The sequence below is a fragment of the Nocardia australiensis genome (genome assembly GCF_020733705.1).
Lineage (GTDB): Bacteria > Actinomycetota > Actinomycetes > Mycobacteriales > Mycobacteriaceae > Nocardia > Nocardia australiensis.
This window is the reverse complement of the sequence record NZ_JAJFZM010000002.1, coordinates 751,897-773,116: the sequence shown is the minus strand read 5'-3', so window position 1 is coordinate 773,116 and position 21,220 is coordinate 751,897. Positions and strand designations below refer to the sequence as shown.

The 21,220-nt window shown below is 66.0% G+C and carries 22 protein-coding genes and 1 pseudogene; 12 read left to right on the top strand and 11 right to left on the bottom strand.

Going from position 1 to position 21,220, the window contains the following annotated elements:
• The first annotated feature begins 13 nt into the window (after positions 1-13).
• The 7 genes and pseudogenes from LKE06_RS18330 to LKE06_RS18300 all read left to right on the top strand — a co-directional run.
• Positions 14-733, top strand: coding sequence for an SDR family NAD(P)-dependent oxidoreductase (locus LKE06_RS18330; RefSeq protein WP_228000465.1), 720 nt, complete (start codon positions 14-16; stop codon positions 731-733).
• A 182-nt stretch (positions 734-915) separates the two neighbouring features.
• A complete protein-coding gene (locus tag LKE06_RS18325; RefSeq protein WP_228000464.1) occupies positions 916-1,500 on the top strand; it encodes a GNAT family N-acetyltransferase in 585 nt (194 codons plus the stop codon).
• A 240-nt stretch (positions 1,501-1,740) separates the two neighbouring features.
• Positions 1,741-2,910 (top strand): cytochrome P450, encoded by a 1,170-nt coding sequence (locus tag LKE06_RS18320; RefSeq protein WP_228000463.1) that lies wholly within the window; start codon positions 1,741-1,743, stop codon positions 2,908-2,910.
• A gap of 170 nt (positions 2,911-3,080) precedes the next feature.
• Positions 3,081-3,239, top strand: coding sequence for a hypothetical protein (locus LKE06_RS18315; RefSeq protein WP_228000462.1), 159 nt, complete (start codon positions 3,081-3,083; stop codon positions 3,237-3,239).
• Positions 3,240-3,312: 73 nt separating this feature from the next.
• On the top strand, positions 3,313-4,026 hold the full coding sequence (locus tag LKE06_RS18310; RefSeq protein ID WP_228000461.1) for a TetR/AcrR family transcriptional regulator: 714 nt from the start codon (positions 3,313-3,315) through the stop codon (positions 4,024-4,026).
• Positions 4,023-4,913: an alpha/beta fold hydrolase gene (locus tag LKE06_RS18305; RefSeq protein ID WP_228000460.1), complete on the top strand. Its 891-nt coding sequence runs from the start codon at positions 4,023-4,025 to the stop codon at positions 4,911-4,913. The genes LKE06_RS18310 and LKE06_RS18305 overlap by 4 nt, the downstream gene beginning before the upstream one ends.
• A 69-nt stretch (positions 4,914-4,982) precedes the next feature.
• Positions 4,983-5,684 (top strand): annotated as a pseudogene (locus LKE06_RS18300) (helix-turn-helix domain-containing protein); the annotation flags it as partial.
• A gap of 167 nt (positions 5,685-5,851) precedes the next feature.
• Here LKE06_RS18300 and LKE06_RS18295 read toward each other — a convergent pair.
• Positions 5,852-6,850, bottom strand: coding sequence for an AraC-like ligand-binding domain-containing protein (locus tag LKE06_RS18295; RefSeq protein WP_228000459.1), 999 nt, complete (start codon positions 6,848-6,850; stop codon positions 5,852-5,854).
• A gap of 183 nt (positions 6,851-7,033) precedes the next feature.
• On the opposite strand from LKE06_RS18295, the gene LKE06_RS18290 reads away from it, so the two are divergent.
• A complete protein-coding gene (locus LKE06_RS18290) occupies positions 7,034-7,438 on the top strand; it encodes a hypothetical protein (protein WP_228000458.1) in 405 nt (134 codons plus the stop codon).
• A gap of 107 nt (positions 7,439-7,545) precedes the next feature.
• Positions 7,546-7,716 (top strand): hypothetical protein, encoded by a 171-nt coding sequence (locus tag LKE06_RS18285; protein WP_228000457.1) that lies wholly within the window; start codon positions 7,546-7,548, stop codon positions 7,714-7,716.
• Between the two features lie 21 nt (positions 7,717-7,737).
• Here the strand turns inward: LKE06_RS18285 and LKE06_RS18280 are convergent, their stop codons facing one another.
• The 9 genes from LKE06_RS18280 to LKE06_RS18240 all read right to left on the bottom strand — a co-directional run bounded on the left by LKE06_RS18280 (position 7,738) and on the right by LKE06_RS18240 (position 18,059).
• Positions 7,738-8,964: an IS110 family RNA-guided transposase gene (locus LKE06_RS18280; RefSeq protein ID WP_227999440.1), complete on the bottom strand. Its 1,227-nt coding sequence runs from the start codon at positions 8,962-8,964 to the stop codon at positions 7,738-7,740.
• Positions 8,965-9,688: 724 nt separating this feature from the next.
• A complete protein-coding gene (locus LKE06_RS18275) occupies positions 9,689-11,767 on the bottom strand; it encodes an acetate--CoA ligase family protein (protein ID WP_228000456.1) in 2,079 nt (692 codons plus the stop codon).
• Complete coding sequence (locus LKE06_RS18270) at positions 11,757-12,869, bottom strand: acyl-CoA dehydrogenase family protein (RefSeq protein ID WP_228000455.1); 1,113 nt, start codon at positions 12,867-12,869, stop codon at positions 11,757-11,759. The genes LKE06_RS18275 and LKE06_RS18270 overlap by 11 nt, the downstream gene beginning before the upstream one ends.
• A 13-nt stretch (positions 12,870-12,882) precedes the next feature.
• On the bottom strand, positions 12,883-13,368 hold the full coding sequence (locus LKE06_RS18265; RefSeq protein WP_228000454.1) for a MaoC/PaaZ C-terminal domain-containing protein: 486 nt from the start codon (positions 13,366-13,368) through the stop codon (positions 12,883-12,885).
• Entirely contained in the window at positions 13,365-13,853 is a 489-nt protein-coding gene (locus tag LKE06_RS18260; RefSeq protein WP_228000453.1) for an FAS1-like dehydratase domain-containing protein, read from the bottom strand. Before LKE06_RS18260 ends, LKE06_RS18265 begins: the two co-directional genes overlap by 4 nt.
• 5 nt (positions 13,854-13,858) lie before the next feature.
• Positions 13,859-15,004, bottom strand: coding sequence for a CaiB/BaiF CoA transferase family protein (locus LKE06_RS18255; RefSeq protein ID WP_228000452.1), 1,146 nt, complete (start codon positions 15,002-15,004; stop codon positions 13,859-13,861).
• Entirely contained in the window at positions 15,004-16,185 is a 1,182-nt protein-coding gene (locus tag LKE06_RS18250) for an acyl-CoA dehydrogenase family protein (RefSeq protein WP_228000451.1), read from the bottom strand. Before LKE06_RS18250 ends, LKE06_RS18255 begins: the two co-directional genes overlap by 1 nt.
• A gap of 12 nt (positions 16,186-16,197) precedes the next feature.
• Positions 16,198-16,812: a TetR/AcrR family transcriptional regulator gene (locus LKE06_RS18245; RefSeq protein WP_228000450.1), complete on the bottom strand. Its 615-nt coding sequence runs from the start codon at positions 16,810-16,812 to the stop codon at positions 16,198-16,200.
• Complete coding sequence (locus LKE06_RS18240; RefSeq protein WP_255649291.1) at positions 16,809-18,059, bottom strand: MFS transporter; 1,251 nt, start codon at positions 18,057-18,059, stop codon at positions 16,809-16,811. The genes LKE06_RS18245 and LKE06_RS18240 overlap by 4 nt, the downstream gene beginning before the upstream one ends.
• A gap of 160 nt (positions 18,060-18,219) precedes the next feature.
• Between LKE06_RS18240 and LKE06_RS18235 the strand changes: the two genes are divergently transcribed.
• Both LKE06_RS18235 and LKE06_RS18230 read left to right on the top strand, forming a co-directional pair.
• Positions 18,220-19,479, top strand: coding sequence for a CaiB/BaiF CoA transferase family protein (locus LKE06_RS18235; protein WP_228000448.1), 1,260 nt, complete (start codon positions 18,220-18,222; stop codon positions 19,477-19,479).
• A 312-nt stretch (positions 19,480-19,791) separates the two neighbouring features.
• Positions 19,792-20,403 (top strand): Uma2 family endonuclease, encoded by a 612-nt coding sequence (locus tag LKE06_RS18230; RefSeq protein ID WP_228000447.1) that lies wholly within the window; start codon positions 19,792-19,794, stop codon positions 20,401-20,403.
• A 326-nt stretch (positions 20,404-20,729) separates the two neighbouring features.
• Here the strand turns inward: LKE06_RS18230 and LKE06_RS18225 are convergent, their stop codons facing one another.
• A complete protein-coding gene (locus LKE06_RS18225; RefSeq protein WP_228000446.1) occupies positions 20,730-20,987 on the bottom strand; it encodes a hypothetical protein in 258 nt (85 codons plus the stop codon).
• 34 nt (positions 20,988-21,021) lie between these two features.
• Between LKE06_RS18225 and LKE06_RS18220 the strand changes: the two genes are divergently transcribed.
• On the top strand, positions 21,022-21,168 hold the full coding sequence (locus LKE06_RS18220) for a DUF488 family protein (protein WP_228000445.1): 147 nt from the start codon (positions 21,022-21,024) through the stop codon (positions 21,166-21,168).
• Positions 21,169-21,220: the final 52 nt, after the last annotated feature.

Sequence of the window (21,220 nt, the reverse complement as noted above, 5' to 3'; positions counted from 1 at the left end):
AAGGAGGAGTCCTATGTCCAAAGTGATCGCTGTCTTCGGTGCCGGTACAGGTCTGGGTGTCTCCGTAGCTCGCCGCTTCGGTCGCGAAGGCTTCCGAGTCGCGCTGGTGGCCCGCCGCAAGGACCGACTGGACTCCCTCGTCCGTGTACTCGCCAACGAAGGCATTGAGGCGGTCGCGTTCTCCGCTGATCTGTGCGAGCCCACCGAGGTGCCCGCACTGGTCGAGGCGATCCGTGACCGCTACGGCAGGATCGACGTGGTCGAGTATGGGCCGATCAGCGGCGCCCAGAGCTTCACACCGGCCACCAATCTGGACGCCGCCACGCTGCAGGGCTTGATTCCGCTACTGCTGCTCACCCCGGTCGAATTGGTCCGGGCCGTGCTGCCGGAGTGGACTGAGCGCGGCGAGGGCGCATTCCTGCTGGCTCAGGGCATCTCAGCGGCCAAGCCCATGCCACATCTTAGCGGCCTAGGTCCGGTGATGGCCGCCGCCCGCAACTACCTGTACTCCCTCAACGCTGAGCTGGAAGGCGCCGGTATCTACGTCGGTGCCCTGACTATCGGGTCCCTGATCGCCCGCAGTGAGGTGACCGCCGCCGCCCAGGCCGCCTTCGAGTCGGCCGACGGCCCACAGTTCCCAGTTGTCGATCCGGATGACCTCGCAGAGCACTACTGGAACATGTACATCATGCGCGACCGAGTTGAGCAGTTCCACCCCGAGTTGCTGGCTTAGTGGCCACGGCACAGCGCCCGCGCTGCTGCACAGGAAGCTGAGGCGTAGGCGGCGATCGGGCATGTGGGGCGGGAAAATCGGCACCCGAGTATCAGTTCCTCTCTCGGCCCGCGATCCGGCTCGGACCTAGTGGTAATGGTGACACCGGGCCGATATCCTATGCATATTGTGGGAGGCTGACCATGGACGATGCTCTGCAAATACCGCATCTGAGAGCCACCGCAGACTTGGAACTCCGCCCGTGGTCGTTGTCTGCGGCAGACCTCGAGCTCGTTAGGGAAGCCTCTACCGACGACCTGATTCCTATAACCACGGTGCCGGCGACCTTCTCGCGTGAGGCCGCAACGCGGTTTGTCGAACGCCAGCGGCAACGAGCGACCGATCGAACCGGATACCCGATGGTGATCGTCCGGCGACGGGACAACACACCACTGGGAAGTATCGACCTGTGGTTGAAGGACATCGACGAAGGCCGCGCATCGCTCGGCTACTGGGTGGTCCGCTCTGCCCGCGGCCATGGCGTCGCCGCGCATGCTCTGGCGGCAATGGCTACCTGGGCGCTGGAAGAGCTGCATATCCCACGGCTCCAGCTCTATGTGGAACCTTGGAACCGCGCTTCGATCCGCACTGCGGAGAGAGCCGGTTTCGAATGCGAAGGGCTCCTCAGATCGTGGCAGAAGGTCGGCAATCGACGCCGCGACATGTTCATGTACGCGCGCCTGGCAACGGGAACCCTCGCCGAGGCGGATCAGGTTTGCACCGGTTAGACCACAATGACCGGTTGCCGGCGGTCGCGGGTGATCGTGAACCGATATCACTGCTGGCACAGTGTTCGACAGGCCCCGGCGGGGTACTCGCCTCGTGGTCGACCTCCACGGCCTCGCTGGTAAAATTAGTTAAAATTAGTCGAGATTAAGCTTGATCTGCGTTTGTACGCACAGCCAGTGGATAAATCCGCTCGAAAACATCTGATGAATCACTCACCCTCTCTATGAGAGGACCGTCCGATGGGTTTTGCAGAGATGCGCCGGTTCCGGCGTGATCCGTTGGGTTTCCTCGAGAATCTGCGCCGGACCAGCCCGGTAGAGGTGTTCGGGCTGCCGTGGGGCGGGTGGTGTGTCGGCGATACGGGTCTGGCGCTGACGGTGTTGAGTGACCGCGCTTTCAATGCGGGGAAGTCCGGGTTCTTCGGTTCTATGCTGCCTTCGCGGTCTGCTCAGGTCGATTTCGGCCGCGCGGTGCGCGCGATTCTGCGGACGCATACGCCCGAGTATCGCGAGTCCCTGGCGGCGGCGGTGATCGAAATGCCCTCCGTCACCCGCTGGCCCGCAGCGGGGGTCGAGCTGGTGTATCGGTGCACCGCGGACGTGTTGCTACACCCCGATGGTTCTCCCGAGTTGCGGCAGCTTCTGGAGCGAAATGCACGTGTGGGCGCGCTTCGCCCGGCCCGAATGGCGCAGCGGGCGCGGGCGCAGCTGCTGCGCGCCAAGCTGTCCACCGCGCTGAACGAGCAGATCCGAGACCGGCGCAGCGCCACGGGCCGCACTGCGGAAGCCGAACCACGGGATCTGCTCGATGCCGTGATCGGTGCCTGTCCCGACGGCGTCGCCGATACAACGGTGGCGCAGCTGTATGTGCTGATGTTCCGGTCCATTGTGGGACCGCTAGGCTACTCGCTCGCGTGGTCGGTGCTGCTGGGCAGTCTCCACTCTCCCGGCTCACCATGGCCTTGGCCCGTCGACTGGGTGGTACGTGAGGCCCAGCGGCACCGGCCGGTCTCCTGGATGGTCAGCCGTCCCGTCCCCTATCCCGCCGAGTTCGGGGGGATCGCCTTCCAGACCGGCGACCTGCTGTCCGTCAGCCCCTATCTGCTCCATCACGACAACAAACACTGGACCAGACCAGGGGCATTCCAACCCGACCGCTGGATTCGACCGAGCGAACACGGCCCATTTGTGCCCTTCAGTTCCGGCCCCTTCACCTGCGCCGGCGCCGCGGTCGCCCACGATCTGATCACCGGTGCAGCCACCACCCTCATCGAGAACACCTCTCTGCGCGTCATCGACGGCGGTGATACCCGCCCGATCGTGACCAATGCCGCGACCCCCAGGCCATTTACCCTGCGGCGCACCCCACAAGCCCTGTCCGCGCCAGACCGAGCCCCAGGAAGGAGGTGACATCATGATCAAGGCATTGCGGTTCATCATCACCAACAAGCCGACCCGTACCTGGGACCCCGCTCAATACGGATGATTCTGCTACCGGCTGGATGGCTCGACCAACGCCAACCAGCTCTCGGTCATCGGTGGCGCCCCCGATGACATCGCCCACCGGGGTCTTTGGGTGGATGAAACGTCCCGAGATCCCCAACCTGTATGGCGGGGATTCGGGGACACCATCGTGGTGGGACAAGATCGTCGACTACGTCGAGGGCGAGGTGTGGCCCAACGCCAAAACCGACACCGCATATCGAGCGGTTTTCAGCTGTACTGGCCGGGCACGTTGATCAAAGGCCGAACGATTGATCTGGGTCGTTGCAGTTTGCGGCGTTCACCGCAGAGACTGTTACGATACGAAACGTGTCGTATATAAATAAGGATGAGTTCGACGGGCTACAGCCAGGCGCTCGTCGTGTGGGGCGCCCTCGTGATGATCAACGAGAGATCGAAATCCTCATGGCCGTGAACTCGCTGCTCTCCGAGGTCGGCTACGAAGGTGTCACCTTCGAGGAGGTGGCCCGCCGAGCGGGCGCATCCAAGGCCACTCTCTACAGACGGTGGAAGTCCAAGAGGGACATGGTCGTTGCCGCCCTGAAAGCGGGTCCCGCACGTCGCGACGAGTCAGATGAAGTCAACACTGGAAGCTTGCGCGGTGACCTGCTCGCCCTGTGTCGCCGCCTTGTACAGTCCATGCGCTCTGCAGATGGCCAGACCGCGATGCTGCTGTTCCAAGCGGGCCTCGAAGATCCGGAACTCTGCGAGGAAATCGAACGATCTGTGGGGCCGACCGGGGCCCGGCTACCGAGGACCGTCGTTCAGGCGGCGGTCAGTCGTGGGGAGTTGCCCCAGGGCATCGACCCGTTCCCGTTCGAGGAAGTCGCCGGCGCCGTGATCCTGCTTCGGCGACTCAACGGACTGGAGATCAACGACCTCTACCTCGAAGCCCTCGTCGACACCGTCCTGATCCCCGCACTACACGCCACAACTTCCGCGGAGCAGGCACTTCCCGCGGGCATCTTCTCGGGCCATCCGGCCGCCCAACCGGCCGACACCGTTGCGAAGGACACCCCATGAACCGCTTGACCATCGACGGATTCCGATACCAGACAGTGCCCGGAGACGAAGAAGTCAGCCTCAACGTCGCCGTGGCTGGCACTGGGCCCGCGATCGTCCTCCTCCATGGATTCCCACAAACCCACTACATGTGGCGCCACGTCGCACACGACCTCGCTGCGCAGCACACGGTCATAGTCCCTGACCTGCGCGGGTACGGTCAGAGCGCCAAGCCGGCAGAACAGGGCCCAGAGACCTACTCGAAGAGGACCATGGCCCGAGACATCCTGCGCGTAGCCGAAGCACTCGGCCACGACCGTTTCGGCCTGGTCGGCCACGACCGAGGCGCCCTCGTCGGTGTTCGCGCAGGACTCGACCATCCGGACTCGGTGCAGTTTCTCGGGATCCTCGACGTGCTGCCCACCTTGGACACCTGGAACGTCCTGCACGGCGTAGACGCCAAGGTCGCCTGGCACCTCTACCTCATGGCCCAGCCCGTGGGTCTCCCCGAGAAGATGATCAACGCCGTCGGGACCGAGTTCTTCAGCTCGTTCCTGGATGCGTGGGACACCGATGGTTCAACATTCCGGCCCGAGGTCCGCGAGCACTACATCGGCAGCTCAGTCAATGCAGTGGACTCTATCGTCGCCGACTACCGCGCCACAGCGAGCATCGACCTCGACATGGACCGAGAGGACCGCGACGCAGGCAAGCAACTCACCATGCCCGTCGGAGTCATCTCCCAGGACTGGGGCTCCCAGCTGGGGTTCGACGCCGCGTCGCTCTGGCGGGCATGGGCGCCCGATCTGACGTATGAGCCCATCCAGGCTGGCCACTTCATGGCGGAAGAGAAACCCGCCGAAATCGCCCGCTTCATCCGTGACCTCGCCGCCCGCTCCCACCCCTGACATTAACGCACACGAGGGGGCCAGCCGACTCCGAGAGGGCTGGCCCCTTCTTCATGCCCGAAAGGACACATGACGCACCCCAACGCCGCCCTGACATCCAAGCACCGGCTGATTGTCGCGCGCCTCGTCGTCGACGATGGATGGCCGATCAGTGAAGTCGCCGCCCGATTCCAGGTGTCCTGGCCCACAGTCAAACACTCGGTCGATCGCTACCACGCCGGTGAGTCCATGCAAGACCGTTCCTCACGTCCACGCGCCAGCCCCAACAAGACCCCGCCGGCCACCACGAAGCGCTGCATCAACCTCCGGCTACGGCTACGGCTGCGAGAAGGTCCGGTGCAGCTGGCGTGTCGCTTGGGCGCCTTCGACGGTCCACCGCATCCTGGTCGCGACTGGTCTGAACCGGCTCAGTCACGTCGACCGCGCTACCGGTGAGCCCGTGCGCCGCTACGAGCACCCCTACCCAGGCTCGCTTATCCACGTCGATGTGAAGAAACTCGGGAACATCCCCGACGGCGGAGGCCGGCGCTACGTCGGCCGCCGCCAAGGAGGCAAGAACCGCGCAGCCACACCGGGCAAGTCCAAAACAACCAACGCGGACCGAAGATGGGTCATGCCTTCGTCCACACCGTGATCGATGACTATTCCCGCATCGCCTTTACCGAGGTCCACGACGACGAGACTGCCATCACGGCAGCCAGCGTCCTCGAACGCGCCGTGACCTGGTTCGCTCAGCGTGGTACCGTCGTTGAACGCGAATGGCGCGACCACGTCGACCTGGTCGACCCAGAAGATACGACGTCGCGCCGCCACGACGACGAGTACCACTACCTCGCAGTGACCACCGACCGCCAGCAGCTGTCCGAGACACTGGAGATGATCACGACAGCGTTTCCCGAGGTTTTCGCCGACTGACGGGACCGGATGAGCCGTCGACGCTATCGGCGCTGACGTCTTCCCATCGAGGGTGCGGATCGGGGCCGGCGCGACGGTCGGCGGATGTCGCGGGGGCTGGCGCCGAAGCGGCGTCGGAAGTCGGTGCTGAAGGTGCTCGCCGAGCCGAAGCCGAGTCCGCTGGCGAGACTGCCGATGCTCCAATGTGCGAAGGCGGGGTCCTGTAAGCGCGAGTGCGCGAGTCGCAGGCGTTCTTCCTTGATCAGTTCTCGCGGAGTCATGCCCGCGGCCTGCAGTGCCAGCTGAATCTGGCGCACCGACCAGCCCAGGGCCCGGGCCACACCGGCACCGGTCAGCTCGAGGTCGGAGGCATGGGCGCGGATGTATTGACGGACAGCGGCTTCGATACTGGCGAGGTGGCCGGTTTCGGTCGGATGGTCACCGACGATGTGCATGCAGAGCAACTCGACCAGACGCTCGGCCGCGGCGTCGAACTGTCGCTGGGTGAGTGCACCGCGTTCGGCAACGAGACCGGTCGCCATATCGGCAACCAGACGCCCCAGCCCCGAGGTGAGATCCACCAATCGGGCGGGCTCGGCTCGGTGTCCGAGGCGGTGATCGAGTTCACGGTACGGGATCGCCATGGTGAGCCCTGTGCTGCCGTCGCCGTGACTGAAGGAGAAGGGCCGGTTGATCGTCACCAAGGCGCCGGCTCCGGACGAGATCGGCACCTGATCATTGCCCTGCCGGATCACCGCGGCACCGGCAGTGGGCACGATCAATCGATAGTCGTCGTCGGGGTCCGCCCGGATCTGACCGGCCGTGCGATAGAAGGTCACCGAATCCGCCTGCCAGCCGACGAGTTGATACGTGGCGGTACGGCGGAGCACCGCCCGCCCCCTGAAATCCTGCCTCGAGCGGAACCGGTAGCCGAGGCGCCGACGATGGTATGTCGAGATCAGTTCGCCCCAGAATTCCGTGCGCGCCTCGGCAGCAACGGCACCCGTCGAGGCCGAATCGGCGAGATCGGAATCGGATGTCATCGGCGTTGTCTCCCCCTCGTCGCGTTCCACCGGCTCCGCGGAGGCAGCGTACCGGGCATGCCGGGAGGTCCGTGCACTGCGCTCGGAGGCAATTCTTCTGCGCTCACGCGCAAAACCTGTCCCGCCATCGCTTCTAACGTTTTCGTCTTGACAGCGCGACATCGAGACAATCGAGGAACCTTCATGAATACTGCGTCGAAAGTCGCCGCCCTGTGCGCGGGAGCGGCCGGAATCATCACCGGGACAATGCTTGTGGAGCCCGTCACCGCGGCGGCGGCGTCCTACGGCGACCAGTGCGGTGGGGGGTATCACGTCATCGATCAGCGCGATGTCAAGGGCGGCACTGTATTCCTCGCCTACAACGGAAGCCGCAATTGCGTTGTCACGGTGCGTGACCACCCCGGCGGCAAAGAGAAGATGCGGGCCGAGTTGGCGCTGTCGGGGTGGGACGGCGTGACGGCCATCGATGCCGGCGACTACACCACATATGCCGGACCGGTTTATATGGGGGCCAAGGGCGACTGCATCGACTGGTCCGGAGATATCGGCGACAGCAGCGCGGGCGAAAACAACTCCCACTGCGGGTAGCGCCGCAGCGACCGAAAATTCACCGAGTACGACGAAAGAAGATAGGGAACAACATGTTTCGAAAGATTGTTGTGGCAGCCACTGCAGGTGCACTGATCGTCGCGCCCGTGACAGCGTCGGCCGACACCACAAGTCATGGTACGGCAGAGCGCTCCGCCGCCCAGCAGGTGGCGATCAACACCGGATCCGGGGTAGCCGACACCGTGATCAACGGACTGATAGCCGCGATCTTCGGCCCGAACGACCCATCGACCTGCAAATTCCCGTACTGCTTCTGAGACATCCCAGCTTTTAGATTGTCAAGCCGCTGTCGCAGCGGCTTGACAATGGGCCGCCCAGGCGGTGGTCTCGTTGTAGAGCGTCCGGGTTTTCAAGCAGCCGTGGAGGATGCCGACGAGCCGGTTGGCGACATGCCGCAGTGCGGCACTGTGGTTGAGGCCCCGGGCTCGCTGCTTGTCGTAGTAGGCGCGGGCGCCCGGCGACGCCTTCAGGGCGCAGAACGCCTGCGTGAGCAGCGCATCGACGAGGCGGTCCTGGTGCACGAACCGGGCAACCACGACCTTCGACTTCCCCGACGCACGGGTGATCGGGGACGTCGCGGCGTAGTTCTTCCGCGATTTCGCGGTCGCGTAGCGGGCGTGGTCGTCTCCGAACTCGGCGAGCACCCGGGCCCCGAGAATCATGCCCAGTCCCGGCTGGGACCCGATGATCTCAGCGTCCGGGTGCCGCCCAAAATGGGCCTCGACCTCGCTGTGCAGGGCTTTCACCTGCGCGTCGAGGGTCATCAGCACCGCTATCGTGGCTCTGGTTCCCGCCGCGTAAGCGGCGGTGATCACCGGGGCCCGGCCCAACTGCTCACTACGCAGGACCGCCCGGATCGCTGCGGCTCTCGCGTCGAGGTCACCGCGGCGGCCGGCGCGTTTCAACGCCGCTTTGACCTGGTTGATCGACAGGCGGGCAGCAGTCTGCGGGTCGGGGGCCTTGCCGAGCAGTTCCAGGGAGTCGGGGGCATCAAGGTCGTCGAACGCCTCGATCGCAGCCGGGAAGTACTCCCGCAGAGCGTGTTTGAGTCGCTGAGTATGACGGGTGCGTTCCCAGATCATCGTCTTGTGCATCCGGGCAACTACCTTCACCGCCTGCGCGTCGACGCTGTCACCGGCGACGACCCGCAGTTGGTGGGCGTCGGTGCGAACCATGTCGGCCAGCGAGTGCGCGTCGGCGGCATCGGACTTCGCACCGGACACGCTGCGGCGTTCCCGAAACCTCGCGGCTTGCAGCGGGTTCACCGCGTACACGGTGTAGCCGGCCGCGATCAACGCCGCGACCCAGGGGCCGCGATCGGTTTCGATACCGATCCGTACTTCGGTGTCCTCGTCGTCGCCGAGGTACTCACCGATCATCGCGTGCAACCGGGTGATCCCGGTGATCCCTTCGGGCAGACGGGCTTTGGCGAGCCGTTTCCCGGTCTCGTCCATCAGTTCGACATCGTGATGATCCGATGCCCAGTCGTCACCGACCAGCAGCACCACAGCTCCCCGTTCGTCGTTGTCGGACAACCAGTTCCGGCAGCGCGCGGGAGAATGTCGGCGACCTAATGAATCAGTGCTCACACCGGCCGGCGGTGGGCACGACATCCCATCAGCGATCTCCTCCTCCCGGCGAACCGGCGGGGGCACCATCTCAGATCAGGACTCGAAGTCCAGGCTCCACATGTGCTCACCCGCCGGTCGCTACCACTAGCGAGTCTGCCTGATCCATCGATCACGCGGACCCACTAATACTCATTAGGCTGCACCACAGCAGCACCGCAGCGTTGGATGTGGAGCAGGTCACCGGCGCGCACCGCTTCGAGACCGCGCCGGTGACCTGGTCGAGCTCTATCACCAGCGGTGGGAGATCGAGACCGCCTACCTGGAGCTGAAATCCACGATCCTCGGCGGGCGGGTGCTGTCCCGAGGGCGATGGTGCAGCTGCGCACCCCGAGCTGTCGTCCAGGAGGTCTATGCCCTGCTGGTCGCCTACCACGTCCAAACACCGCGCCAAAGGCAACATCGACCGCAACACCTACAGAACCGAAGTCCAAATCGAGATCCTCGACCACGGTTGACACCCCAGCCACCAACTTAAACTGCGCGGCACCGAGGCATTCACCATCGGGGTTGGATCGTGCTGCCATCCCAGATTCGAATCCCGCCGCAGGGTGGGGCCCGCAGGACGAGTTACCGCGGTCACGGTGTCCTCCTTTCGGCACTAGCGTCGGCAGTCTTCCGTCGTCTCCGTCCGGATCAGGGCGTCCAGCGCGACGGCGCCTTCGCCGCTCGGTTTGATCAACAGCGGGTTGATGTCGAGTTCGCGCAGCGTGCCGTGGTGTTCCAGGGCCAGTCGCTGGACTGCCATGATCGTGTCGGCCAGCGCTTCGACGTCCGCTGGTTTACTGCCACGATAGCCGGTCAGCAACGGGTGGCCGCGCAGCTCTTCGATCATCCGGCGAGCTTCGTCTCGCCCGAACGGCGGGACGCGGATGCTGGTGTCCGCGAACAATTCGATCAGCGTGCCGCCGAGTGCGAGCATGACCGTCGCTCCGAAGACCGGATCGGTGGTGATGCCCAGTGCGGCCTCCACTCCGCCGCTGGCCTGCTCGCACACCAAGACCCCTTCCACAGCACCGGGCGCAAGCTGTTCCGCAGTGGAGGCGAGGCGGCGGTATGCCGAACGAACGGCGTCTTCGGTGTCCAGCCCGGCGACGACCAGCCCGTGCTCACTCTTGTGCGCGATCGCGGCGGAACATGCCTTGAGCACCACCGGGGAGCCAAGATCGAGCCAAGCGTGCACGGCCTCGTCCTCGCTGTGGGCGAGCACGTCGTTGGTCGTCGGGATATCGTAGCGGCGCAGCACCTCCTTGGCGGCGTGTTCTGACAGCACGCCCGCGGGCAGCGGCTCGGATCCGCCGATTGCCAGCGCCTCCGATGCGCGACGGCTGCGGAGATGGCGGTGCCAGTCGATCCAGGAACGCATGGCAAGAGCCGCGTTGTACAGCGAGCGGAAGGTGATGACCTGCTGCGATCCGTACAGCGTGGTGAGCAGCGCCTTCTCGGTGCCGACCGGCGATCCCCAGACGACGCACACCGGTTTGGCGCTGCGTTCGGCCAGCGCCACCAGATCAGCGGCGAGGCGGTCGCTCAACGGCGCGAAAGGCGCGGTGACCACGCACAGCAGCGCACCGATGTTCGGGTCGGCCATGATCGCGTCGAGAATCTTCGGGCCGCGCTCGTCGCCGACCGGGTGCCCGCCGCAGTCGACCGGGTTGTCGACCTTGAGGTAGCCGGGAATCCACTCGCGCAACGCTTCCTGTGTCCGCGGTTCGAGCCGCGGCACCGGAATTCCGGCCTCCGCGCACACGTCCGCCGCATGCGCGGAGGTACCGCCCGAGATGCTGTAGACGGCCACGCCTTCGGCCGCGGGACGGCCGCCACGCAAGAGCATGGTCGCGGTGTCCGCGAGCTGGTCGATGGTGTCGACCCTGGTGATTCCGTGCTGACGGAAGAAACCGTCCGCGACCTGGTCCGAGCCGGCCAGCTTTCCGGTGTGGCTGGTCGCCGCCGCTCGCCCGGTGCTGGAGCGGCCCACCTTCACCACGACCATCGGCGTTTTCTGCTCGATGCAGTGCCGCGCTGCTGTGGCGAGCTTCGCTCCGCTCCGGAATTCCTCGACGTAGGCCGCGATCACCCCGACGGCCGGGTTGTGCGCGAACCAGCTCGCGAAGTCGGCGAACTCCAGATCCGCCTCGTTCCCGGTCGGCGCCCAGTGCGACACCGGAACGTTGTTGTCCTGCACCATGAATACGCCGCGGCCCTGGTGGCCGCTCTGCGAGATCAGGGCGATCGACGGACCCTCGAGGTCGGTGCGGAAGCTCTCGAACGCGTTCAGGTTGGTGTTCGGCCCGAGCAACCGCATACCGCCGTCGTGCGCGGCGCGCACAAGTTCTTCTTGGGCCGCGGCGCCTTCCGCGCCAGTTTCGGCGAACCCCGCGGCGAAGACCACGGCGAACTGGACGCCCAGGTTCGCGGCCGCGCGCAGGGTCTGTGCCGGGTTCGGGGCGAGGGTGATGAGGACGTCGATCGGTCCGGGCAGTTCTTCGACGCCGGAATAGCACGGCGTCCCGGCGACGCTGTCCCGGTTCGGGTTGACCAGGAAGGTCGTGCTGCCCACCCGCTCCGCCCAGTCGAGAAGGAATCGCGTGTTCATCGTCGCGGGCCGTCCGGGGGTGTCCGACGCCCCGACGATGGCCACGGTGCTGGGCCGAAAGAAGCGGCTCAGGTCATGCTGCATGGTCGGTGTCCTTTCTGGACAGCGTGGCGGTCGCGATCAGTTCTTCCAGGTAGCGGGCATCCCACCAGGACAGTTGCAGCTGTTTCGCGCGCCGGAAGTACAGCTGGATGTCTAATTCCGTGGTGAAGCCGGCGCCGCCGAACACTTGCTGCGCCGTCGCGGTGACCCGGCGGAAGACGTCGCAGCAGTACAGCTTGGCCATGGGTGCGGCGGTGCGGATCGGCCGCTGCTCGTCAGCAAGCCATGCGGCCGCGCGCATCAACTGCTCCGCACCGTCCACCTCGGTGACCGCGTCCGCCAGATAATGCGCGATTGACTGGAAAGCGCCGAGCGGTTTACCGAACTGGTGCCGCTGCTTCGCGTAACCGACAGCGAGGCCCAGTGCGGCGCGGGCCCCGCCGACAGCCTGTGCGGCCAGCACAATGATCGCGCGGTGCAGGAGCCGGTCCCAGATCTCCCAGCCACCAGCGAGCACGGTCTCGACCGGTGCACCGTCCAGCTCCAGCCGGTACTGCACATCGGAGGCCAGGCTGGCTTCGCGAACCATGGTGGTCCCAGGCAGCCGTGGATCGACCACGGCGAGCACCACCGAACCAGCCTCTCGCGCGAGCACGATCAGCCGGTCCGCGGTGTTCGCGAAAGTCACGTGACGCTTTTGCCCGTACAACCGGCCGCCGCGAATCTCGGTGCGGATGCCTTGGGGGCCGTACCCGCCGCCCGGTTCGGTCCAGGCCACGCTGAACACCACATCCCCGGACGCCATGCCCGGCAGCCATTGCTGCTTCGTCGAATGGTCCGCCCCGGCGTCGATGGCGCCCGCCGCGAGTACGCTGCTGACGAAGTGCGGGGACGGCAGCAGCGCCCGGCCGAACTCCTCGTAGACGATCGCGGCATCCTGCATCGACATCGCCGCCCCGCCCGATTCGGCCGGAATCGTCATGCCGGTGAGGTCGGCGTTGGCCAGCTTCCTCCATACCGGACGGGAGAAGCCAGTGTCGTCTCGTTCCATTGCGCGCACATGCGCGATGTCTGCCTGTCCGGCGCACAGCTCGCGCACGGTACTCCGCAGCAGTTCTTGCTCCGGCGAGAAATCGAAGTCCATTCCGTACCTCCGTTCACGGGTTCCAGCGGCGGCCGGTCCGGCGCCACGGGTTGTCGGATGCGTCGCGAGGCACCGCGATCCTGGCGTTGCCGCGGGTACTCAGCTCCCCGTCGGTCGACAGGCCGAGTTCGAGAACTGCCCACCCGCAGCCGGTGTGATCGACCTCCGTCGCGGTCACCACGGCGCGCAGCACCATGGTGGTGTCCGGGTACACCGGCGAGATCATCCGGAAGGCAAGCCTGCCGAGCCTCCCCCGTGGTCCCGTCCAGTCAGTGAGATACCGCTCGAACCACGCGGCCTGGTTCGGGGTGTTCATGAAGATGTCGCGGGTTCCGTTGCGTTGCACTGCGAAATGGTGGTCGTGGTGCATCGGCCGCCAATCCCGGCTGGCGAGCGCGCCCAACACGACAGTGGTGGCGGTCACCCGGTATTCGAGCCGCGGGACCTCGGCGCCTATCGAGATGTCGCCGTAGCGGAGCTGGATGTCTGCAGCGGTCACGCCTGCCTCCGATAACCAAAGAACGTGTAGGTCTCCACCCCGGCGAGCACGTCGTCCTGGTTGAGATACTCGACGTCGATCACCCAGAACCGCCCGGTGCCGAGCTTGGTCGTCTTCACCTCGGAAACGGAGCGCACGACCTGCTGTGACGTGATCCGGTCGCCGACGCGCACCGGCTCGTGGAACACCATCTCGTTCTCGGTGACTACTGCCTCGGGCAGGTCGAAATGCCGCTTCAAGTCGAAATGCGCCTGCAGCGCCAGCGTTTCCGGGTCCTCGCCAGGCATCCAGTGGTGCGGGCGGCACCACACGGAAAGCATGGCCGGCGGGGCGATCGGCCCGCCCGCGACCTCGTCCGCGACAGCGTCGTCCCAGAACAGCGGGTTGCCGTTCTCGGTGGCCGCGCAGGTGTTCCAGACATATCCGCGTTCCACCGGGAAACCGGCGGCCCGCCGGTAATGGGGAAGGCCGATCAGCTCGTCCACAGTTGTCATGCCACGACCTTTCTCGAGCGCAACTCCGCGATCTGCGTCCGGCCGTATTCCGCCTCGGCGAGGATCTGGTCGGTGTGGGTGGTTTCCCAGTCCGGTAACGCGGCCGGCGGGCTGCCGCTGCCCGCGAGGGTGGGGGCCAGCTGCCGGATCTCGCCGCGGGTCGGATGCCGCGCGGTGCCGACAAGTCCGTGCGAGGCGGCGTCCTCCGCGGCTTCGGCGGCCGTCAGCACCGGCGCGACACAGGTGTCCGCCGGAGCCAGGCGCGTCACCCATTCGTCCCGCGAGCGGGTGGCGAACACCGCGCTCAGGTCGGCGCGGATCCGCTGTTGTACGGCACTGTCGGTCTGCCGGTCGATCCACTGGTCGAGGCCGACCTCCCGGCACAGGTTCGCCCAGAACCCGCGCTCGATCGCGGCGACGCTCAGCCACTTCCCGTCGCTTGCCTGGTAGCAGCCGTAGCAGGCGTAGGCGCCGGTCAGGATGCCGTGCCCGGGGCCGGGTTCGGTGCCAGTAGCCAGATACTCGTCGACCGCCAGGCCCATCATCGCCAGCGTGCCGCCGACGATCGACACGTCGAGGTAAGTCCCAGTACCGGTTTCCCCTCGGGCCACCAGCGCGGCGAGGACGGCCATCACGGCGTGCATGCCGCCGCCCGCACTGTCGGCCACTGTCGCGCCGGGCAGCGGCGGGCCGCCCGCTCGGTTCGGCTCGGTGCAGGCCAGAAACCCGCTCGCGGCTACGTAATTCAGGTCATGTCCGGCCCAGCTCGACCGTTCGTCCGCCTGCCCGTAGCCGGTGGTCGAGCAGTACACCAGGCGCGGGTTCTGCTGGCACAGCGAGGCGTAGCCGACGCCGAGCCGGTCGGCCACGCCCGGGCGGAAGCTCTCCAGCAGGACGTCCGCCCGCCGACCGAGCGTGCTGACCACCCCCGCTCCGTCGCGGTGTCCCAGGTCAACGCACATCCGGCGCATGCCGCGATGCGCCGCGTACGCATGGAAGACCGGTACCGTGCGGTCGTGGCCTGGAGGCGGGCCGATCTCGATCACCTCGGCGCCGTAGTCCGCCAGCAACCGGGCCGCCCGGGCGGCCGGTCCGACGCTGGCCAGGCTGAGCACCAGGCTGCTGTGCAGGGGCCCGCCCATCAGAAGCTCCTCGGCAGGCCGAGCTTCCGGCGCGCGATGATGTTCTTCTGCACCTCCGAGGTGCCGCCGCCGATCGTGTCCAGCACGGTGTAGCGGTAGGTCGACTCGGCACGGCCGGACATCGGAGCCTCGGCGGTGTGCACTCGCAGCTGGGTGCCCGGCGCGCCGATGTCCATAGAGGCGTCGGCGAGCCGTTTCGAGAATTCCGTCGCGTACAGCTTGTACTCGGACGCCTCGGTCGTCGGCGGCGGGCCGTCCTTCGCCGAGGCCGCGACCACCCGCAAGCCGAGCAAGCGAGCAACCTCTGCTTCGGTCTCCAGCCAGGCGATGTGCCGGCGCACCACCGGGTCGGCCGCCAGCGGCCGACTGTCCACTTCGGCCGTCCGGACGTACTCGCGCAGCACGTCGCAGCGCTGACGCAGCGGAGAGAACGCGAACATGGTGAAGCGTTCCAGGTCCAGCGCCTGCGAAATGTACTGGAACCCGCGGCCGACCTCGCCGACGACATACTCGTCGGAGACCAGCACGTCGTCGAAGAAGACGTCGTTGGTACGCTCGTCCCCCATCGTTCGGATCTCCCGGACGGTGATCCCCGGATGGTCCAGCGGCACCAGGAACAGCGTGATCCCGTGGTGTTTCGGCGCTTCCGGGTCAGTGCGGGCACCAACCCAGTACCACTCCGCGAAATGCGCCGAGGTGGTCCACGTCTTCTGCCCGTTCAGCACCCAGCCGCCCGCCGACCGGGTCGCGCGCAGCCGCATGGAGGCTGCGTCCGAACCGGCCTCCGGCTCGGAATAGCCGATGGCGAATTCGACCTCGTTGCGGAGGATTTTGGGCAGGAATTCCTCTTTCAGCCGGATGCTGCCGTGCGCGAGCAGGGTTTTCGCGATGATGCCCACGCCTTTGCCGATCTGCGGGCCGCCGCGCGCGGCGAGCGCCTCGTTGAGGAGGTAGTCGTAGGTTCCGTCGGCTTCCTGCCCACCCCACTCCCGCGGCCAGGTCATGCCCAGCCACTGCCGGTCCCCCACTCGGCGCATGAATTCCCGCCGCTTCGGGGTGTCCACGACTTGGGCCATGTTCTCCCGGCTGACGTCGAAGACCTCCGGATCGTCGTGCTCGTCGAGGAACCGCTCCACCTCCTCGAGAAACGCGTAGTGCTCAGGCGCGAAATCGAGATTCATCACTTCTCCTGTTTATTTTTCCTGGCTGCGCAGTCCGTCGATCAGGACCGCCCGAAGGGCCGGCGCACTGCGCGGGCTGCGCTGGTCGAGAATCCCGTCGCGAAACCCGCGCTCCACCAGACCGGTGATGGACGTGTAAACGATCCAGATCGCGTCCGAAGCAGGCACATCCCGGCGAACCGCTCCGGCCTGGATGCCCTGGTTCAGCACCGTGCGCCAGTGCTTGGTGCACGTCCGGCCGATTTCGAGCACCTCGGCGAACCTGGGGTCGTCCCGGAACAGTCGGATGTCGCGCGCCAGCGTCAGGTGCTCGTAGGGCGCGGCCAGCGCGACTTCGACAGCGCAGGCGACCATCTCGGAAAGGCGCTCCAGCGCATCCCCGTCCCGCTCAGCGATCGCGCCGAGCTTCGGCGCCAGCTCGGCGAAATACCGGTCGCCAATGGCTACCAGCATGTCGTCCTTTCCCGGGAAATGGTTGTACAGCGATGCCGCTCGCATTCCGACCTGCTCGGCGATGTCCCGCATCGAAGCGCCGTGGAAACCGTGTGCCGCGAACAGTCGGGCGGCTGCGTCCAGCACCCTTTCCCGGGAAGTTTCCGGAGCGCGTTCACCGGTAGTGCGTGTCATTGGGGGCCTTTCGCTGGGTGTTCAGTGGGCACCGCCGGCGCAGGGTGGTTCGGCTGGGGCAAGCCCGTCTGCTTCTCGATCACGAACATCATCGCCACTGCCGCCAGCAACGGGCCCGCGGCCAGGGTTGCGAAAGCGAGGTAGAACGAGCCGCTGGCCTGGAACACGAGGCCGAGCACGGTCGGCACGATCATGGTGCCCATCTGCCAGACCGCGTTCAGGAGACCGACGGCCGAGCCCGCGAGCTGTGGACCGGCGAACTTCGCGACCATTGAGCCGAGCAACGGCACATAGGTGTACAAGGTGAAGCCCAGCGCGACCCCGAACCACAGGAAATCCGAATAGCTGGACCCGGTGCCGAACAGCAGCAGGACAACCCCGAGTGCGGCGAGGATCAGCGCCGTCGGGGTCCGCCGTCCCCAGCCTCGCAGGTCGATCAGTACCCCGAGCAGCGGTTTGGTCGTCAGCGACACCATGGAAGCCAGCACCAGCACGAAGCCGGCGTCGGCCGGTGCGATCCCCACGCCTTTGATCATCAAGGTGTTCGCCCAGGTGGCGAACCCGCCGGTGGCCCAGAACGCGAGAAAGCCGACCACCGCGAGCAGGAGCAGGTTGCGGTTACCGAGCAGCGGACGCACCGCGAGCCGGGCTTGCCGCTCCGCGCCGGCACGCGGTTCGTGCTGGTCGGGCACGCGCAGGAACACGAGGCACAGCACGCCGAGCCCGATGGTGATGGCGCCGAAGAGCCGGTAGGACGTCGGCCAGCCCGACGACGCGATCAGGTGCGGCACGACGCTGTTGGCGACGGCGATTCCGACCGTGCCGCCGGTCGTGAACAGACCGGCCGCCAAACTGCTGCGCTCCGGGGTGAACCACAAGGAAATGAACTTGAACCCGGCACTGAAATCGACGCCGGCGGCCAACCCGAGGCAGCCCTGGATCGCCAGCCCCATCGGAATCGAGTTCGTCGATCCGAACAGTACGGTCAGCCCGCCCGCGAACATCGCGCTGACCCCCAGCACGGAGCGGCCGCCGAGCCAGTCCAGCAGGACGCCGCCGATCGCGTTGGACAGGATGTGCCCGATGAAATACGTCGAGGCGAACACTCCGAGCGCGGCCAGCGGAACGCCGAGCGACTCACCGATCGGCAGTGCGGCCGGACCCCAGCTCGCCCGGTCGACGGAGGTCATGACGAAGACCGACCAACATAGAAACAGAACTACCCATCTGTACCGGGAACCGTTCATGACAGCACTCACCGTGCCTTTCGCTGTCCCGCCAGCTCCCCCAGCATCTCCCTTGACGCTAACTAACGATCGTTAGTAGGCTAACCACATTGAACCGACGGTTTCAATACCCGACCGCAAACTCCGTGAAATCCTTCGACACCCGCCTAGGAGGCAGGACGTGACCGAACACATCAGCGGCCCGCTCGCCGGAGTGCGGGTGGTGGAAAGCTCGCTGCTGCTGCCCGCCGCGCTCGGCATGACGCTCGCCGAACTCGGCGCGGACGTCATCAAAGTGGAACCGCCCGGCGGGGATTACGGCCGCACCATGACGTGGCCGTTGATCGATGGGGTGTCCCTGATGCACCGGCACGTCAACCGCGGCAAGCGCAGCATCGAGATCGATCTGCGCACCGACGAAGGAGCGGCGCTCTACCTCGACCTGGTCGCGAAATCCGACGTGGTCATCGAAGCCATGCGCCCTGGCGCGCTGGCCCGGCGAGGTATCACCGTGGAACGGATGCGCGAGCGGAATCCCGCGCTCGTCGTCTGCAGCCTCACCGGCTGGGGAATGACCGGTCCGTACCGCGACATTCCGGCACACGGAGTCGGTTTCGACGCCTGGGCGGGGCTTGCCGAACCGACGGTCGACCAGGACGGGCTCCCGAGCATGCCCGCTTCCCCAGTGATCGGCGTCCAAGTGGCCCCGATCTGGGGCGCGCTGGCGGTGTGCGCCGCGCTGCTCCGGGCTCGCGACTCCGGCCGCGGCGCGCACATCGACCTTGCGCAAAGCGACGTTGCGGCCGCCACGAACTGGTTCACCATCGAAAGCTCGCGCGCCTATCGCCGAGCCGCGGGCGCCGTGACCGGAAACCCCGTGGACGACGGCGAACCGCGCCCCCCCGGCATGGCCGGGATGGCCGGAGCGGTGCGTTACCAGTACTACCGCACCAGCGACGGGCATGCGCTGCTGATGGCTTCCGAACGGGAGTTCTGGCGGAACTTCTGCCTGGCTGCGGGCAGATCCGACCTGTACGACGCCTATCCGGGTCACCACCACGCCGATCACGCCCGCGGCAACCACACCCTGCGCCGCGAACTCGCCGAGGTGTTCGCCACCCGCACCACGTCCGAGTGGGTCGAACTCGGCGCCAAGGCGAACTGCCCGATCGCCGCAGTGCACGACGCCACCACCCTCGGCAACGATCCGCAGTTCACCCACCGCCTTCCGTGGCTGCCCGCCGCCGAGCACGGTGCGGACCTGATCCCCAACCCGATCCGGCTCGTCGACGAGCCACCGCCGCTGCCGAGCGCAGCGCCTGCCTCGGGCGAGCACACAGACGACGTGCTCCGCTCGGTGCTCGGCTATGGAACCGAAGAGATCAGCGCACTGCGGAAAAACGGCGCATTCGGTCCGTCCACCGTTCGTGCAGCGAAATAGCTGAACCGGAACCACTCCTTGATTGCGCTGTCAGCGTTCGCCCGCGATGTCGCCCGAGAGGATTGGTCTGAATAAAAAAATTCTGGCTCTGGTGGTGACGCGGGTTGTGTCCGGTTGAGGTGGGTACTGCGCCGTGGCGGCGGTAATCCTCGGTTCCCGCTAGGTCCCACTCCTGGGCAGAACGATCCCTCATCCCAAGTGCGCGAACGTTTCTTGGATTATCAGCGGCCTCAAATCCGTGACGGTTCAACCACCGTCCGCTGCGTCGGGTGCCGTAGGCTCGAGCATACGAAACACCATGAGGAGCTGACCGTGACGGTATCCAATCCCGACGCGCATCCCCGAATCACCGCCGAAGAGTTCCTGGCCACCGAGCCCGACGCCTTCAGCGCCACATTCGGCGACGTCGAGATCGTCGACGGCACTGTAGTGCGACTGATGGCCCAGAGCGAGGCACACAGCCGCGTCGTGCGCCGACTGGGGGCCGCACTGGAAGATGCTCGCGATCCCGCGGGCCCGTGCCTGCGGGTCGTATCCGATGTCGCCGTCCGTTTCGCCGACACAGACGATCGCCGAACCGACCACCGGCTCAACGTCCGCTACCCCGACATCTTCGTCCGCGATTGCGAACCATATGACGTCAACACCGTCCGCGACCACATCGCCCTCATCGTCGAAGTGGTCTCCAAGAGCACTGTCGACACAGACACCAGCGAGAAACACACGCTCTACGCGCGCACCGGAATACCCGCCTATTTGATCGTCCACTTCGATAAGAGCTGGGAAACCATCGACCGTATCGAGGAGTACCGCCTCGACTGGTCCGGACTGCGCTACATGCCCCACAAAGTCCACCGCACCGCCCTGGTCCTCGACACACCGGTCACACTCGCGATCACCTTCGACGCCCTCCACCGCCCCTGACAGTCAGCCACAGGCAGAACCCGGCGACCGCCGCGCTCAGCCGTTGCGTAGAACATCGCTGCCAACGCCTTCGTCACAGACAGACGCGGCACCGCTCGATTTCTACAGCCCGTCGAAAATGAGGCGGGACACTGTCGAACCTTCTGCTGGGAGGAGCACGGCTCCCCCGAGTAGAAGGTTCCTCGACTCGACGCCCTGCAACGTCGGCTCCGGGCCGCCTTCGTTCCATTCAGCGTCCTCGCCGGGTTCGCGGATCGCCACGCAGCCGCTGCGTTGCCGTATTCGACCGGCTCTGTGATGATGACGCCGGGGCGGCGATCGACCCCTCAACCGTCGATAACCAGCAGTTTTTCCGCCCGCAACGCGTGTGCGTAGTGGTCGCATCCCCCTCCGGACACAGGCAGTACGCCAACACGTGGCAGTGGGTTCGTTTCGGCCACAACCATGTGGTCATCGTGGTTGTAGGTTAGTTTCAGCCCCAGTTCTCGGTAAACTTCCAGCTTGTCGCCGGGGTCGGCAGCCCGCAGAATCGCCAGGATTCCACCCAGTGTGTCCACTAGTTGACGGATTTCGTCACGGCTCATTCGTTGAGCGGGAACGGCGCGACTAACCGAAAACATGCGCGCTGACGCACTCACGCATTTGCGTGAGCTGGCGAGCGAACACAACCTCACACTGCTCACCGCCACCAAGAACGCCGAACTCAGCGAAGCCGCCGTGCTCGCCGAACTCATCGCATCACCAGCCCACCCTCATCAACGCTGAGACCAGCGGCTGCGATATCGGCGCATGCTGGAGACGCATCCGGCGATCGCGT

Excerpts from the sequence above, each read along its gene's own strand:
- LKE06_RS18325 (WP_228000464.1), top strand. The coding sequence starts at position 916 with ATGGACGATGCTCTGCAAATACCGCATCTGAGAGCCACCGCAGACTTG.
- LKE06_RS18305 (WP_228000460.1), top strand. The coding sequence starts at position 4,023 with ATGAACCGCTTGACCATCGACGGATTCCGATACCAGACAGTGCCCGGA.
- LKE06_RS18275 (WP_228000456.1), bottom strand. The coding sequence starts at position 11,767 with ATGCAGCATGACCTGAGCCGCTTCTTTCGGCCCAGCACCGTGGCCATC.
- LKE06_RS18270 (WP_228000455.1), bottom strand. The coding sequence starts at position 12,869 with ATGGACTTCGATTTCTCGCCGGAGCAAGAACTGCTGCGGAGTACCGTG.
- LKE06_RS18290 (WP_228000458.1), top strand. The coding sequence starts at position 7,034 with ATGAATACTGCGTCGAAAGTCGCCGCCCTGTGCGCGGGAGCGGCCGGA.
- LKE06_RS18250 (WP_228000451.1), bottom strand. The coding sequence starts at position 16,185 with ATGAATCTCGATTTCGCGCCTGAGCACTACGCGTTTCTCGAGGAGGTG.
- LKE06_RS18245 (WP_228000450.1), bottom strand. The coding sequence starts at position 16,812 with ATGACACGCACTACCGGTGAACGCGCTCCGGAAACTTCCCGGGAAAGG.
- LKE06_RS18330 (WP_228000465.1), top strand. The coding sequence starts at position 14 with ATGTCCAAAGTGATCGCTGTCTTCGGTGCCGGTACAGGTCTGGGTGTC.
- LKE06_RS18225 (WP_228000446.1), bottom strand. The coding sequence starts at position 20,987 with ATGAGCCGTGACGAAATCCGTCAACTAGTGGACACACTGGGTGGAATC.
- LKE06_RS18220 (WP_228000445.1), top strand. The coding sequence starts at position 21,022 with ATGCGCGCTGACGCACTCACGCATTTGCGTGAGCTGGCGAGCGAACAC.
- LKE06_RS18240 (WP_255649291.1), bottom strand. The coding sequence starts at position 18,059 with ATGAACGGTTCCCGGTACAGATGGGTAGTTCTGTTTCTATGTTGGTCG.
- LKE06_RS18255 (WP_228000452.1), bottom strand. The coding sequence starts at position 15,004 with ATGGGCGGGCCCCTGCACAGCAGCCTGGTGCTCAGCCTGGCCAGCGTC.
- LKE06_RS18315 (WP_228000462.1), top strand. The coding sequence starts at position 3,081 with ATGAAACGTCCCGAGATCCCCAACCTGTATGGCGGGGATTCGGGGACA.
- LKE06_RS18320 (WP_228000463.1), top strand. The coding sequence starts at position 1,741 with ATGGGTTTTGCAGAGATGCGCCGGTTCCGGCGTGATCCGTTGGGTTTC.
- LKE06_RS18295 (WP_228000459.1), bottom strand. The coding sequence starts at position 6,850 with ATGACATCCGATTCCGATCTCGCCGATTCGGCCTCGACGGGTGCCGTT.